Here is a 13,285-nt window from a genome sequence, read left to right as displayed (position 1 = left end):
GCTCGGTGAGGTAATCCAATTGACATCCGGGCCCGGGACGCCCGCGCGGCGGATGCGGAAAGGGAAAGCGATGAACAAGGCAGTTACCGATGGCATCACCTTCATGCCGCCGGCCTTTGCAAACGGGCTCGACGTCTGGTCGAGCGGCAATGGCACACCGGGCTCGGACACCTACGACAACTCCCCCGATGCGGCCTTCGTGCCCTCTGACGCCGATTTCGGCGGGGCGCTGGAGCTTCTGAAGACGCAAGCCACCATGAAGCTGCGCTATACCGGCCAGACGCCGATCCTGCCCGGCTGCTACCTGCGCATCCGCGCGCGGGTGAAGGCCGTGAGCGGCGCGCTGCCCAACGTGCGCATTGCCGGCTGGGCGGGGGCCGCGGGCGGCGCGCATGTCTCGGGGGTGGACGAGACCGGCCCGGCGACCACGCTGACCGCCTATGGCGACGTGGTCGAGGTCAGTGCCATCGTCGGCACCGGCCGGCGCGGCGGGGTCGACATGCCGTGGGGCACGCAGGCCGAATATGGCCATTTCGGCCTCGACCTGACCGGGCCCAATGGCGGTGTCGTGCGCATCGACGATATCGAGATCGAGGATGTCACCCGCTTCTTCCTGCGCGACATGATCGGCGTGGTCGACGTGCGCGACTATGGCGCCGTGGGCGATGGCACCACCGACGATCACGCGGCTTTCGAGGCCGCCGATGCCGCCGCCGACGGGCGCGACGTGCTGATCCCCGAGGGCACCTATTTCCTCGGCGACAGCGTGACCCTTCAGGCGCGTGCGCGGTTCGACGGCACGGTCACCATGCCCACCGACAAGGTGCTGACCCTGATGCAGAATTTCGACATGCCGGGCTATATCGACGCCTTCGGCGACGAGGAGGTGGCCTTTCGCAAGGCGTTCCAGTCGCTGATCAGCACGCCGCATCATGTCGAGCTTGACCTCGCGGGCCTCAAGATCGACCTGCGCGAGCCCGTCGACCTCAAGGCCGCCGTTCCCGATGTCAGCAACTTCGCCCAGCGTCGGGTGATCAGCAACGGCCAGTTCTCGGTCGTGGCCGGGCCCAACTGGGACACCGAGACATTCACCTCGCAGGCCAGTTATACCACCAGCAAGGGCTACGAGCTCAACAACGTGGCCAATGTCGCCAACATCCCCGTGGGCTCGCTGGTCGAGGGCAACGGGGTGGGCCGCGAGGTCTACGTGAAGTCGAAGAACGTGGGCGCCGGCACGATCGAGCTGAGCCGCGAGCTTTACGATGCGGTCGGCACGCAGAATTTCACCTTCCGCCGCTTCAAGTACATGCTCGATTTCTCCGGTTTCTCGAAGATCTCGAAATTCGCGATCTCGAATGTCGATTTCCTCTGCCGGGGCGATTGCAACGGGCTTTTGCTGCCCACCAAGGGCATCGGCTTTCACCTGCGCGACTGCTGGTTCACCTCGCCGCGCGAGCGGGGCGTGTCGAGCCACGGCGACGGCTGCCAGGGCATGATGATCGACCGCTGCCAGTTCCTGTCGGACGAGACCCAGCTCCTGGTCCCGAACCGCACCTCGATCGGGGTCAACATCAACGCCAACGACGTGAAGATCCGGCATAACCGCTGTACCTATTTCAAGCATTTCGCGGTGGTGGGCGGCACCAGCTCGGTGATCCTCGGCAACCACATCTTCCAGGGCGACGCCGCCGATGTGGGGCCGCGCAGCGCCGGCATCGTCATGGCGCATTCCAACTCGCGGGCGACAATCAGCGGCAACTACATCTGCGACTGCTCGATCGAATGGACAAACGAGCATGACAAGAACCCGGGCTTCTCGAGCGAGTTCTCCTTCTCGGCGATGAGCATCACCAACAACAACTTCCTGTCGCAAAGCACGGCACCGTCGTTCAACTTCATCCGGGTGAAGCCCTATGGCAGCGGGCATTTCATCAATGGCCTCAACGTCACGGGCAACACGTTCCGCCTCTTCGACGGCAATATCGACCGGGTCGAGGGGATCGACACCAGCTTTGCACCGATGGATTTCAGCCGGTTCAGGAACATCACCTTCACCGGCAATTCCTTCAACAACGTCAACACCGTGGTCGAAAACCCGCTGGTGATGGAGCATGCCGAGGCCAGCCACAGCTCGACCTGGGTGATCCAGCCTTTCCCGAAACTGCCTTTCCAGGCCTGGGCGCGCACGGTGGAATCGGTCACCGCCAAGGGGGCCATCCGTGAACAGGGCGGGGGCATCTACTGGGGCATGCCCTATCACCAGGTCCAGCAGGGCCCCAACAAGGACCGCGTCAACCTGCGCTGGGAAGTGCCGGTCGAGGGCAGCGTCACCCTCCGCGTGCGGATCGACACGCCGACCTGACGGGCGGTCAGAATTCCTGCCATAACCCGAAGGTGATCTTCACCGTATCGATGTTCACCAATCCGGCCGTCGCCCCCAAAAGGAGGTGGCGGCCCTTTCCCTGCCTGAAGGCAAAGCTGGGCGCCAGTTTCACGTAAGGGTCGTGATCGCTCGGCGCGCCCATCTGAAGCTGCACCATCCACTTGTTGCCGCGCGCCGTTTCCGCGCCCACCGTCAGGTCGGTCTGGAAGATGCCCGCGCCTTTCTCGAAAATCACCGCCCGGCTTTCCAGCGCCACCCAGCCCGGGCTGTCCCCGATCTGAAAGCCTTGCCCCAGCGAGATCCCCGGCCTGAGCGCCAGCTCGCCACCCACCATGCCCACGCCCATCTCCCAGGCCTGCACGATGTTGCCGCCGCGCGCTCCGAACGGGACACGCGCGAACAGAACCGCCTTGTCGAGATCATCCTCGGCCTGCCCGAAATCGAGCCCCACGACCCGGCCCCTGCCCACGCCCACCTCGGTGTAGAGCGTGGCATAGGCCCCCGAGCCGTCGCCCGTCTTGCCCTCGATGGAAAAGCAGAGTTGTCCCTCGCCCTTCTCCATCGGCCAGGGGCTTGCGGCGGCCAGAGTTCCGGCCGCTGATGCCAGCAGCAGAACCAAGATCCGCAACATTCCGATCAGCCTCCCTTGGCCCCAGCCTCGCCCAAACTGGTAAATGAGTGGTTAATCCACCCGGGAGGCGGCCTTGCGCGTTGCCCGCTGCGTTCTAGCTGATAGGCTGGAGACGCAATGAGAGGGGAGAGTCGATGCCCAAGATCGCCACGTCTCAGGATGTCCAGACCGTCATCACCACCTTCGAGATGACCCCCGGCACCTGTCAGGACCTCATGGATGAACTGACCGCCGCCTACGAGGAGTTCATCTCGAAACAGCCCGGCTTCATCGCCGCCGGCCTGCATGTCAACGACGCCCAGACCCGGATCGCCAATTACTCGCAATGGCGCTCGCGGGAGGATTTCCAGGCCATGCTGCGCAGCGACGAGATGCGCAAGCGCAACCGCAAGATCAACGAGCTCTGCAAGAGCTTCGAGCCGGTGATGTACGACGTGACAGCGACCTTCGATTGACCCGTTTCCGCCGCAGACGCCAGCCCGAACCGGAAGCGGCCCCCGAGGATGTGCGCGCAGAGCTGCGCTCGCTCACCAAGGAGGTTGCGCGGCTGAATTCCCACAACTTCATCCGCATGCACAATTCGCTGCCCAAGGTGCTGGCCTTCAACTTTGCCCGCGGGCTGGTCTTCGGCCTGGGCTCGGTGCTGGGCGCCTCGCTGCTCTTGTCGATCCTCGCCTGGTTCCTGAGCCAGGTCGAGTTCCTGCCGATCATCGGCGAATGGGCGACCCAGATCGCCCAGCAGATCGAAGCGGCGATGGAGGCCAATTAGCGCAGGATCCGGGTCGCCTGACCGGCCCGTCCGTGCCATGCCCGACGCATGGCACCCGCACCCAGCATACCCCCCGCCGCCGGCCTGATGATGGCCGGGCTCGCCACCGTCTGGGGCGGCTCGTTCTTCTTCGCCGAGATCGCTCTCCAGGCCGTGCCGCCGCTCACCGTCACGCTGCACCGCGTGGTCTGGGCGCTGCCGGTGCTATTCCTCGTCATCCGCCTCCGGGGCATCGCCCTGCCGCGCAGCCCGCGTATCTGGGCCGCCTATCTCGTCATGGGCGCGCTCAACAACGCCATTCCCTTCTCGCTGATCTTCTGGGGCCAGACCCGCATCGACAGCGGCCTTGCCTCGATCCTCAACGGCACCACGGCGGTGTTCGGCGCGGTGGTGGCGGGGCTGCTGCTGGCCGACGAGCCGCTGACGCCGCGCAAGATCACCGGCGCGCTTTTCGGGCTGGCGGGGGTGGCGGCGATCATGGGGCCGGGGCTTCTGACCGGGCTCGACCCCACCAACCTTGCGCAGCTTGCCGTCCTCGGCGCCGCTCTCAGCTATGCCCTCGCCAGCGTCTGGGGTCGCGCCATGCTCTCTGGCCCGCCGCCCGAGATGAACGCGCTCGGCATGCTGACGGGCAGCACGGTGCTGATGATCCCGGTCGTCCTGCTCGCCGACGGGCCGCCGCAGCTGGCCCTGCCGGCCCATGTCTGGGCCGCGCTGCTCGGCCTCTCCACGCTGTCCACGGCTCTGGCCTACCTGCTCTATTTCGGCATCCTCAAGCGGGCAGGGGCCGCGAACCTGATGCTCGTCACGCTGATGATCCCGCCGGTGGCCGTCACGCTTGGTGCGGCCGGGCTCGGCGAACGGCTCTCGCCGGGCGCCTTCGCGGGGTTCGGCCTCATCGCGCTTGGGCTGATCGTCACCGATGGCCGCCTTCTGCGCCGGCGTCGCGTGCATTGGACAGGTTGATCCGGGTCAAAGCGGTGTAGGCTCGGGCGTGACAGACTCACCCCGACGAAACGCGCATGGGAGACCCCGAAAATGTACAAACACGTCCTCGTTCCGATTTCCTTCGAGGAAGACCGCGACGCCGCCGGCGCCATGAAAGCGGCGCAGCTTCTGGCCGGATCCGACGGCCGCATCACCCTTCTTCACGTGATGGAACAGATCCCGACCTACGCGATCTCCTACATGCCGCAGGAATACCTTGTCGAAAGCCGCTCGGCGATCGAGGCGGAGCTGGCCGACATGGCCTCTAAGATCCCGCACGCACAGGGGGTGGTCATCGACGGCCATGCCGGGCGCACCATCACCGACTGGGCGGCGGGCAACTCGGTCGATTGCATCGTCATCGCCAGCCACAGGCCCGGCATGTCGGACCTGCTGCTGGGCAGCACCGCGCACCAGGTGGTGCGCCACGCCACCTGCGCCGTCCACGTGGTGCGGTGAGCGGACAGCGCAGATGACCCGGATCATCGCCCTGCTGGCCGCGCTCGCCACGGCCGCCCCGGCCCTGGCACAGGAGCCGGTGAACCTCCGGCCCGACATGCCCTCCGTCACCGTCGAGACCGAGGCCGGCCCGGCCGAGATCGCCCGCATCCAGGACAACGCCCACGAGCTTTCGGGCGAATGGGCGCGCACGTCGCGCCCCTGTCCGCCCTTCTGCATCCAGCCCATTATAGCGGCCCCGGGCGTCACCACCATCGGAGAGCTGGAACTGCTCGACATGCTGGCCGACCCCGACGCCCTGGTCATCGACAGCCGCACCCGCGAGTGGTTCGCGGGCGGTTCGATCCCGGGGGCGATCAACATCCCCTATCTCGAAGCGCCCGACAGGCTGGATGAGCTGGGCTGCGAGATCGACTTCGACGGGTTCGACTGCGCCGAGGCCCGCCCGGTCGCGCTCTTCTGCAACGGGCTCTGGTGCGGCCAATCCCCGTCGGCCATCCGCAGGATGATCGCGGCGGGCTACCCGGCCGAAAAGATTCACTATTATCGCGGCGGCATGCAAAGCTGGCGTATGCTGGGCCTGACCGTGACCGGCGACTGACGGTGATTTTCGAAGGGAGTGATGATGCGACGGATGACCAACCTTATCGCGGCGGCCGCCCTGGCCCTCGCCATACCGGCGGCCATGCCCGCCGCGGCACAACAGCTGATCGGCGCCTACACCGCCTTCATCGGCACCGACGACCTCTACAATTCCAGCGGCGCGCGCCTGACCCAGCCGTGGCAGGTGCTCCGGCAGGACCGGGCCAACTACCACCGCTTCGGCATCCGCCACGCGGGCGATGAATGGGACCCGTTCTTCGGCAGCATCGAAAACCGCGCCGCGATGGAGCGGATGATCATGAACGGCTCGATGGATCCGATCGCCCGCCAGAACCTGCTGCAGGGCGGGGCGACCGTTTTCGTGCGCATCTACGGGGCGGGTGGCGTCGGGCGCTACGTCGATGTGACGGTGGCGCGGTAGGAGGGCAGGGCGCCTGTCGACAGCGCGCCGGCCCTGATCCCAAATCGGAATTTTCCAAAATTCCGTGCCGGAAAATTCCAATTTTCCGTCGCGTTTTCTTCGAAGAAAACGCGACGCTCCGCCTCTGCCGGCCTACCCCCGCCACAGCCGCACCGCGTAGACCGCCAGCGCGCCCGTCTCCCGCAGATAGGTCTTCACCCGTCGTCCCAGCGGCACGCCGGTCAGCGCGGGGCAGGACATCTCCGCCTCCATCCCCTGCATCCGTGCCGTAAAGCTCGCCCGGCGGGCGTGAAACCCGTCCGTCACCAGCCAGACCGCCCCGATGCGTTCGGCCTCCAGGATGGGGCGGGCGAAGCGGATGTTCTCCTCCGTGCTCGCCGCCTTGTTCTCCAGCAGGATCGCCTCGTCGGGCACGCCCGCGGTCAGGCACAGGCTGCGGATCACCTCGGCCTCGGTCGGCCGGCCGCCGGGCGGGCCGCCGCTGGCGATGATCCGCTCCACCACCGCCTCGCGATAAAGCCGCGCCGCGTGCAGCGCCCGGCGCTTGAGCGCCGCCGAGGGCTGGCCGCCGCGCAGCACCTTCGCCCCCAGCACGAGGGCGGCCGCGGGGCGGGGGGCGTCGTCGTCGGTCTCCATCGGCTCACCATGCGGCATCGGGGCCGGGTCTCCAAGCCCTCCGTTGCGTCCGCGCGGCCGCCTGCGCACGCCGCGTTAACCCGGGCAGGGCACCGCTGAAAACACCGACAAAATACCGACGTTATACCGACGCGATACCGACATCGAAAAATCGCGCCATTTCCGACCGTTAACCCCGATTCGCAAACGTCCGCCCATCATGGACATGCCGCCGCAGCCCCTTGCGCTTCCGCGCCACGCTGCCCACCTCCGAAAAAGACATGGATTGAGGAGACTGCCCGATGAAATGCCCCGTGGACGGAGAAACCCTGCAACTGGCCGAACGCGCCGGCGTCGAGATCGACTATTGCCCGCAATGCCGCGGCGTGTGGCTCGACCGGGGCGAGCTTGACAAGATCATCGACCGCTCCGCCAGCGAACCGCCCCGCGCCCAAGTCTGGAATGCCGACGATGACCGCGGCGGGCGCAAGAAGAAAAAGCGCGGTGGCTTTCTCGAAGAAATCTTTGATTTCTGAGGATTGCACCTAGAAGTTGAAGCTTTTCAATCCTGCCGCGACAGGCCCGGCCGGGCCTGTCGTATCCGGGCGAAACCGGGTGCGTGCCTGCCGGTTTTGCGCATTGTGGGCCCCGTCCGCTGCGGCTACTCTGGCCCCCGGATCAACAGGAGGCCCAATGCCATGAACAAGATCATCGCGCTCTGGTCGCACCCGCGCTCGATGTCCACCGCGATGGAACGAGTGATGCGCGAGCGGGGCGACCTGACCTGCGCCCATGAACCGTTCATGTACTACTATTACCTCAGCGTTCTGAAAAAGCCGTTCCCCGGGTTCGACGCGCAGCAGGGCCATCCCACCTCCTATGCCGGCATCCGTGACATGCTGGTGGACATGGCCGAGGAAAACCCTGTCTTTTTCAAGGACATGGCGTACTATCTTATACCGGAAATCACCGAGGATCCCGAGTTCATGGCGCGGGTCACGCATTGCTTCCTGATCCGCCATCCGCTGGCCTCGATCCTGAGCTATCACAAGCTCGACCCCGACATGTCCTGCCGCGAGATCGGGCTGGAAGACGAGTGGAAGCTCTACCAGGCCGTCACCCAGGCGGGCCATGACGCCGTGGTGATCGAGGCCGAAACCGTCCGCGCCGACACCCGCGGCACCATGTCCAAGCTGTGGGAGCGGATCGGGCTGGAATTCCGCGAAGAGGCCTTCGACTGGAACAAGGACGCCCCGCAGGACTGGGAACAGGTCAGCTCCTGGCACGAGCAGGCCTCGACATCCTCCGGCATTCGCGCCGCAGATGCCGAGGAAATGCTCCGCAAGGAGGCCGAGTTCGAGGCGCTCGCCGAAGAGGCGCCGCACCTCCGGGAATATCTCCGCCATCACCTGCCGTTCTACGAACGCCTCTCGCAGGTGGCGCTGGTCTAGTGATCCGATAAAGGCGCATTTGAACAACGGCTTGCAGCGCGACCTTCAGGCGCGCCGGCAGGGCGGTCAAACGCTGGTCGGTACCCCGGAAAGGTCGTCCGCCGTCAGCCGGAACGCCTTGCCGAACCCGCCATTGAGCCGGGCGTCGACCGCGGTGAACCGCACGAAGGCGAAATCCCCGAAATCGATGTAGAGCTTCGATTTCGGGTGGCTTTCGAGGTAGCGCGCCCGCAGCTCCGCATGCTCCGCGCTGTCCCGGTCGACGAAGGCGGCGGTGCAGTGCACCGTCAGCCGCGGATGCACCAGCGGGTCGCCCTTGGGCCCGGGCTCCCCCAGCAGAAGCGCACAGCGCGGCGACGCCGCCAGCGCCTGCCAATGGGCCGAAAGGCTCGAGATCAGCGTCACCGGCGTGCCGCCCTGATCGGTGCCGATCGCCACGCGCGTAACCGACGGCCCGCCGCTTTCCACGTCGGTCACGGCCAGCGCGCCGAACCGGGCATCGTCGATCAATTGACGGGCCAGCGTGCGGGCTTCGTCATCGGTGGGGCGGATCGGATCGGGCTTTTCCATGGCCATCGCGTAGCACGGGCGCCGGCGACCGCCAAGCCGGTTCACGGCGCGATCATGATGGAGCCCAATATTTCAGCCGCGCCGTCCTCCATCCGGATGATCAGCACCTCGCCCGAGCGCGTGCTGCGGCCGGTGAGCGAGGAAATGTTGACCTGGTGGGTCACCAGCATCCGGCGGCCCGAGGTCTCGGCGATCAGCCTCCGCGCGGCTTCGGTGCTTTGGGCGTCCTGCGAGAAATCCTGGAAGAACGAGTTGATCGCCGGCGCTGCCTCGACCGGCCCGAGGTCGAGCAGGTCGGCCGTCTCCCGGCAGCGGCACCACTGGCTGGTGAAGACCTTGTCGAACGTGATCCCCCGCTCGCGGAAGGCCGCGCCGATGGCCCGTGCCTGTGCACGGCCCCGGTCGTCGAGATTGCGCTGGGTCGAACAATCTCCGAGCACGAAATCATCGGGGTCTGAGGCGCCGGGCGCCAGCGCGTGCCGCATGATGGCAATCGCGCCGGGTTCCTCGAGCGCCTGCCAGTCATTGGCGTGGGCGAGGCCGGGCAGAAGGAGCAGGAAGATAAGCAGGATACGCATGACGCCAGAGCTAGCGGCCTGGGCCCCGATGTCCAGTGGGATCAGGCGTTGTCCCTGGCGGTGATCCGGAACTGTGCCCCGTCGAAGGCGATGCGCCACGCCTTGGCGGCGATGCGCGTGCCGGCAGCGGTGGTGTAGGGCTCGACCTTCAGCGTCTCGGCCTGCAGCATGCCGGGCGCCGCCGCGCCATCGGCAAATCGCAGCGTGACAGGGCCGTCTCCGGGTGCTCCGCTCAGCACGGTGCCCCTGGCGCCGGGGTAGAGATGCGTGTTGGTGGCGTCGAGCTCAAGCATGTGCCTCTATCGCCTTCAGAATGGGTGCGTGACGTGACTGTGGCGGGTCAATTGCAGGACCATGGCTCGGGAGATAGGCGGTTTTTTAGGCGATTTACAGGGTGAGTGTAATCGGCGTCGCCCGGCGGCGGGTTAGATGTGATGCGCAACCCGTGGGTATAACTGGAAATTCTTCAATCGCCCTCTCTTTGATCGAGGTGGCCCGACGGCTCGGGCCTTCCCTGTCGGGCAAGGCGCAGACCGCACGCTGCGCCCGAAATGAGAGAAATGGTATTGATAATACCCGTTATGCGTGCAAAATTGTTGACGGGGGCGAAACCGGTGCAATGCATGTTTCCTGAACATGCCAATTGCCTCCGGGTGATACGCCACAGGGCCGAGCGCAAGGTTTGGCCCTGCACATGGTGCCGTCGATCGGACCGACCGCGCGTCACAGGGTGACTGCGGCGGTCGCGGGTGGCAATGGCGATAGAAGGTGAACAAGGGCTCCGGAACGGGTTGCCCTGACCGTGCGCGGGCCGTTCTCCCCGGCCTGTGCTTTCCAGGGCAAGGCGGCGGGCCCGGGGTGGTTGGCCCGGCCCGCCGCCCATGTCCGGAAGGCACGCCTGCACCGAGCCGGTTTGTGGCGCAACCTGCGGGGGCAGGCTTCGAAACGTTCGCTTAACTCCCGCTTAACCCCGGCGTGGTTCAGTGCTTCTTGCGCCGCTGTACGTTGCCGCCGCGCTGGCCGGGCCGTCCGGCGGTCGATCGGCCCCTCGCGCCCACGGCGGCGTCCGAGGCTTTCTCGACCGCCTGCTGCCGGGCCAGGGGGTCGTCGTGCACCGCAAGGTCGACGGCTTCAAGCCGCTTGATCTCGTCGCGCAGGCGCGCCGCTTCCTCGAATTCGAGGTTCTCGGCCGCCTTGCGCATATCGGTGCGCAGCCCGTCGAGATGCGCCTGCAGGTTGGCACCGGCCATCGGCTTCTCGATCTTCGCGGTCACGCGGTTCATGTCCACATCGCCCTGGTAGAGGCCCGACAGGATATCGTCGACATTCTTGCGGATCGTGGCGGGGGTGATCCCGTGCTCTTCGTTATAGGCGATCTGCTTGGCCCGACGCCGCTCGGTCTCACCCATCGCCCGTTCCATCGAGCCGGTGATCCGGTCGGCATACATGATGACCCGCCCGTCGGCGTTCCGCGCGGCACGCCCGATGGTCTGGATCAGCGAGGTCTCGGAGCGAAGAAACCCTTCCTTGTCCGCATCGAGGATCGCCACCAGCCCGCATTCCGGAATGTCGAGCCCCTCGCGCAGCAGGTTGATCCCCACCAGCACGTCGAAGGCACCCAGCCTCAGATCGCGAAGAATCTCAATTCTTTCAAGCGTATCGATGTCGGAGTGCATGTAGCGCACCTTGATGCCCTGTTCATGCAGGTACTCGGTCAGGTCCTCCGCCATCCGCTTTGTGAGCGTCGTCACCAGCGTGCGATAGCCCGCCTCCGTCACCCGCCGCACCTCGTCGAGCAGGTCGTCGACCTGCATGTCGACGGGCCGGATTTCCACCTGCGGATCAAGCAGACCGGTGGGCCGGATCACCTGTTCGGTAAAGACGCCGCCGGTCTGCTCCAGCTCCCAGGCGGCGGGGGTGGCCGACACGAACACCGATTGCGGGCGCATCGCGTCCCATTCCTCGAACTTGAGGGGACGGTTGTCCATGCACGACGGCAGGCGGAAGCCATGTTCGGCCAGCGTGAACTTGCGCCGGTAGTCGCCCCTGTACATGCCGCCGATCTGCGGCACAGAGACGTGGGATTCGTCGGCGAAGACAATGGCGTTGTCGGGGATGAACTCGAACAGCGTCGGCGGCGGCTCGCCCGGGGCGCGGCCCGTCAGGTAGCGTGAGTAGTTCTCGATGCCGTTGCAGACGCCCGTCGCCTCCAGCATCTCGAGGTCGAAATTCGTGCGCTGCTCCAGCCGCTGCGCCTCCAGCAGCTTGCCTTCGCCCACCAGCTGGTCGAGCCGCGTGCGCAGCTCCTTCTTGATGCCGATGATCGCCTGCTGCATCGTCGGCTTGGGCGTCACGTAGTGGGAATTCGCATAGACCCGGATATGCTCGAACGTGCCGGTCTTGGCGCCGGTGAGCGGATCGAATTCGGTAATCGATTCAAGCTCCTCGCCGAAGAAGCTCAACTTCCACGCCCGGTCTTCGAGGTGGGCGGGCCAGATCTCGAGGCTGTCGCCGCGCACCCGGAAGCTGCCCCGCTGGAAGGCCTGGTCGTTGCGGCGGTACTGCTGCGCCACGAGGTCGGCCATCACCTGCCGCTGGTCATACTCGCCGCCCACCTTTAGATCCTGGGTCATCGCCCCGTAGGTCTCGACCGAGCCGATGCCGTAGATACACGAGACCGAGGCGACGATGATCACGTCGTCGCGCTCCAGCAGCGCCCGCGTGGCCGAGTGGCGCATGCGGTCGATCTGTTCGTTGATCTGGCTTTCTTTCTCGATATAGGTATCCGAGCGCGGCACATAAGCTTCGGGCTGGTAGTAGTCGTAATAGCTGACAAAATACTCCACGGCGTTGTCGGGGAAGAAGCCCTTGAACTCACCGTAGAGCTGGGCCGCCAGCGTCTTGTTCGGGGCGAGAATGATCGCCGGCCTCTGGGTTTCCGCGATGACCTTGGCCATGGTGAAGGTCTTGCCGGTCCCCGTGGCGCCCAGCAGCACCTGGTCGCGCTCGCCGCTGTCGACGCCCTGCGACAGCTCGGCAATGGCCGTGGGCTGGTCGCCCGCCGGCTGGAACTCGGTCGCCATCACGAACCGCTTGCCGCCTTCCAGCTTGTCGCGGTGTTTCACGTCCGGCGCCGGCGCGTGCATGAGCGGCTCCGACTTGTCTGAGTGGGCATAGGGCATGGGCGATTCCTTCGGGCTTGGGTTAGACTTGGCCTCTTTCCCCGCCAGTTCAACCCGCCAACGCCCGGCCTGCGACACTCCTGACAGGTTCGGTCAGCCGGACGCCCTTCATCTTGCCCAAAATACTCCCGCCGGAGGCGTCCGACGCTTCCCCGCACGCCTCCGCTCAATTCGGCGCAACCTGCGCGCAATCACCCTCTTGCCCAGTCGCCCGGATTTTGGAATAACCGCAACGACCCGAAGGAGTTCGCCCATGTCCGCCCGTATCTATCAGCCTGCGCGCAACACCATGCAGTCCGGCACCGCCAAGACCAAGCATTGGGTGCTGGAATTCGTCAACGAGACGGGCCGCGATGTCGATCCGCTGATGGGCTGGACCTCGTCCAAGGACACGCAGGCGCAGGTGAAGCTGCGGTTTTCCACCAAGGAAGCGGCGCTGGACTATGCCCGCGAGCACGGTATCGACGCCGTCGTGACCGAGCCGCACAAGCGCAAGGCGAATGTCCGCCCGGGCGGCTATGGCGAGAACTTCGCCACCAACCGCCGCGGCGCCTGGACCCACTGATACCGTCTGACAGCGTGGCGCTCTAACGCCACGTCGCGTTTCTTTCGCGTTTTTGACCCCGATCAAGGCTG

Annotated in this window: 16 protein-coding genes; 10 read left to right on the top strand and 6 right to left on the bottom strand. The window is 65.8% G+C overall.

Features of this window, described 5'->3' with window-relative positions:
* Positions 1-70 precede the first annotated feature (70 nt).
* Positions 71-2,362 (top strand): glycosyl hydrolase family 28-related protein, encoded by a 2,292-nt coding sequence (locus tag RIdsm_RS16765; RefSeq protein WP_057816767.1) that lies wholly within the window; start codon positions 71-73, stop codon positions 2,360-2,362.
* A gap of 7 nt (positions 2,363-2,369) precedes the next feature.
* On the opposite strand, the gene RIdsm_RS16760 is transcribed toward RIdsm_RS16765, so the two are convergent.
* Positions 2,370-3,014: a hypothetical protein gene (locus RIdsm_RS16760; RefSeq protein WP_057816766.1), complete on the bottom strand. Its 645-nt coding sequence runs from the start codon at positions 3,012-3,014 to the stop codon at positions 2,370-2,372.
* A gap of 134 nt (positions 3,015-3,148) precedes the next feature.
* On the opposite strand from RIdsm_RS16760, the gene RIdsm_RS16755 reads away from it, so the two are divergent.
* From RIdsm_RS16755 to RIdsm_RS16730, 6 genes are all read left to right on the top strand, one after another.
* Positions 3,149-3,469: an antibiotic biosynthesis monooxygenase family protein gene (locus RIdsm_RS16755; RefSeq protein WP_057816765.1), complete on the top strand. Its 321-nt coding sequence runs from the start codon at positions 3,149-3,151 to the stop codon at positions 3,467-3,469.
* Positions 3,466-3,783, top strand: a complete 318-nt coding sequence (locus RIdsm_RS16750) for a DUF5665 domain-containing protein (protein WP_235607977.1) — start codon at positions 3,466-3,468, stop codon at positions 3,781-3,783. The genes RIdsm_RS16755 and RIdsm_RS16750 overlap by 4 nt, the downstream gene beginning before the upstream one ends.
* A gap of 48 nt (positions 3,784-3,831) precedes the next feature.
* Positions 3,832-4,749 (top strand): DMT family transporter, encoded by a 918-nt coding sequence (locus tag RIdsm_RS16745; RefSeq protein ID WP_057816764.1) that lies wholly within the window; start codon positions 3,832-3,834, stop codon positions 4,747-4,749.
* A 72-nt stretch (positions 4,750-4,821) separates the two neighbouring features.
* Positions 4,822-5,229 carry a universal stress protein gene (locus RIdsm_RS16740; protein WP_057816763.1) on the top strand — a complete coding sequence of 136 codons (408 nt, stop codon included), beginning with the start codon at positions 4,822-4,824 and terminating at the stop codon, positions 5,227-5,229.
* A 13-nt stretch (positions 5,230-5,242) separates the two neighbouring features.
* Positions 5,243-5,830, top strand: a complete 588-nt coding sequence (locus tag RIdsm_RS16735) for a rhodanese-like domain-containing protein (RefSeq protein WP_057816762.1) — start codon at positions 5,243-5,245, stop codon at positions 5,828-5,830.
* Positions 5,831-5,863: 33 nt separating this feature from the next.
* Positions 5,864-6,253 (top strand): hypothetical protein, encoded by a 390-nt coding sequence (locus tag RIdsm_RS16730; protein WP_057816888.1) that lies wholly within the window; start codon positions 5,864-5,866, stop codon positions 6,251-6,253.
* 132 nt (positions 6,254-6,385) lie between these two features.
* Here the strand turns inward: RIdsm_RS16730 and RIdsm_RS16725 are convergent, their stop codons facing one another.
* Positions 6,386-6,907: a YdcF family protein gene (locus tag RIdsm_RS16725; protein ID WP_082647408.1), complete on the bottom strand. Its 522-nt coding sequence runs from the start codon at positions 6,905-6,907 to the stop codon at positions 6,386-6,388.
* Between the two features lie 263 nt (positions 6,908-7,170).
* Between RIdsm_RS16725 and RIdsm_RS16720 the strand changes: the two genes are divergently transcribed.
* Positions 7,171-7,404, top strand: coding sequence for a TFIIB-type zinc ribbon-containing protein (locus RIdsm_RS16720; RefSeq protein WP_057816761.1), 234 nt, complete (start codon positions 7,171-7,173; stop codon positions 7,402-7,404).
* 162 nt (positions 7,405-7,566) lie between these two features.
* The gene (locus RIdsm_RS16715; RefSeq protein WP_057816760.1) at positions 7,567-8,319 is read left to right on the top strand and encodes a sulfotransferase-like domain-containing protein; all 753 of its coding nucleotides are present in this window, start codon (positions 7,567-7,569) and stop codon (positions 8,317-8,319) included.
* Between the two features lie 66 nt (positions 8,320-8,385).
* Here RIdsm_RS16715 and RIdsm_RS16710 read toward each other — a convergent pair whose 3' ends face one another.
* The 4 genes from RIdsm_RS16710 to uvrB all read right to left on the bottom strand — a co-directional run bounded on the left by RIdsm_RS16710 (position 8,386) and on the right by uvrB (position 12,649).
* Positions 8,386-8,889: a HugZ family pyridoxamine 5'-phosphate oxidase gene (locus tag RIdsm_RS16710; protein ID WP_057816886.1), complete on the bottom strand. Its 504-nt coding sequence runs from the start codon at positions 8,887-8,889 to the stop codon at positions 8,386-8,388.
* Positions 8,890-8,930: 41 nt separating this feature from the next.
* Positions 8,931-9,467, bottom strand: a complete 537-nt coding sequence (locus RIdsm_RS16705; protein ID WP_057816759.1) for a histidine phosphatase family protein — start codon at positions 9,465-9,467, stop codon at positions 8,931-8,933.
* 41 nt (positions 9,468-9,508) lie between these two features.
* A complete protein-coding gene (locus tag RIdsm_RS16700) occupies positions 9,509-9,760 on the bottom strand; it encodes a hypothetical protein (protein WP_057816758.1) in 252 nt (83 codons plus the stop codon).
* Between the two features lie 687 nt (positions 9,761-10,447).
* Entirely contained in the window at positions 10,448-12,649 is a 2,202-nt protein-coding gene (uvrB, locus tag RIdsm_RS16695) for an excinuclease ABC subunit UvrB (RefSeq protein WP_057816757.1), read from the bottom strand.
* Positions 12,650-12,902: 253 nt separating this feature from the next.
* Between uvrB and RIdsm_RS16690 the strand changes: the two genes are divergently transcribed.
* On the top strand, positions 12,903-13,214 hold the full coding sequence (locus tag RIdsm_RS16690) for an ETC complex I subunit (protein ID WP_057816756.1): 312 nt from the start codon (positions 12,903-12,905) through the stop codon (positions 13,212-13,214).
* Positions 13,215-13,285 lie beyond the last annotated feature (71 nt).

Source organism: Roseovarius indicus (genome assembly GCF_008728195.1).
Classification (GTDB): Bacteria; Pseudomonadota; Alphaproteobacteria; order Rhodobacterales; family Rhodobacteraceae; genus Roseovarius; species Roseovarius indicus.
The sequence above is the reverse complement of the archived record's forward strand: the minus strand, read 5'-3'. Positions and strand labels throughout refer to the sequence as shown.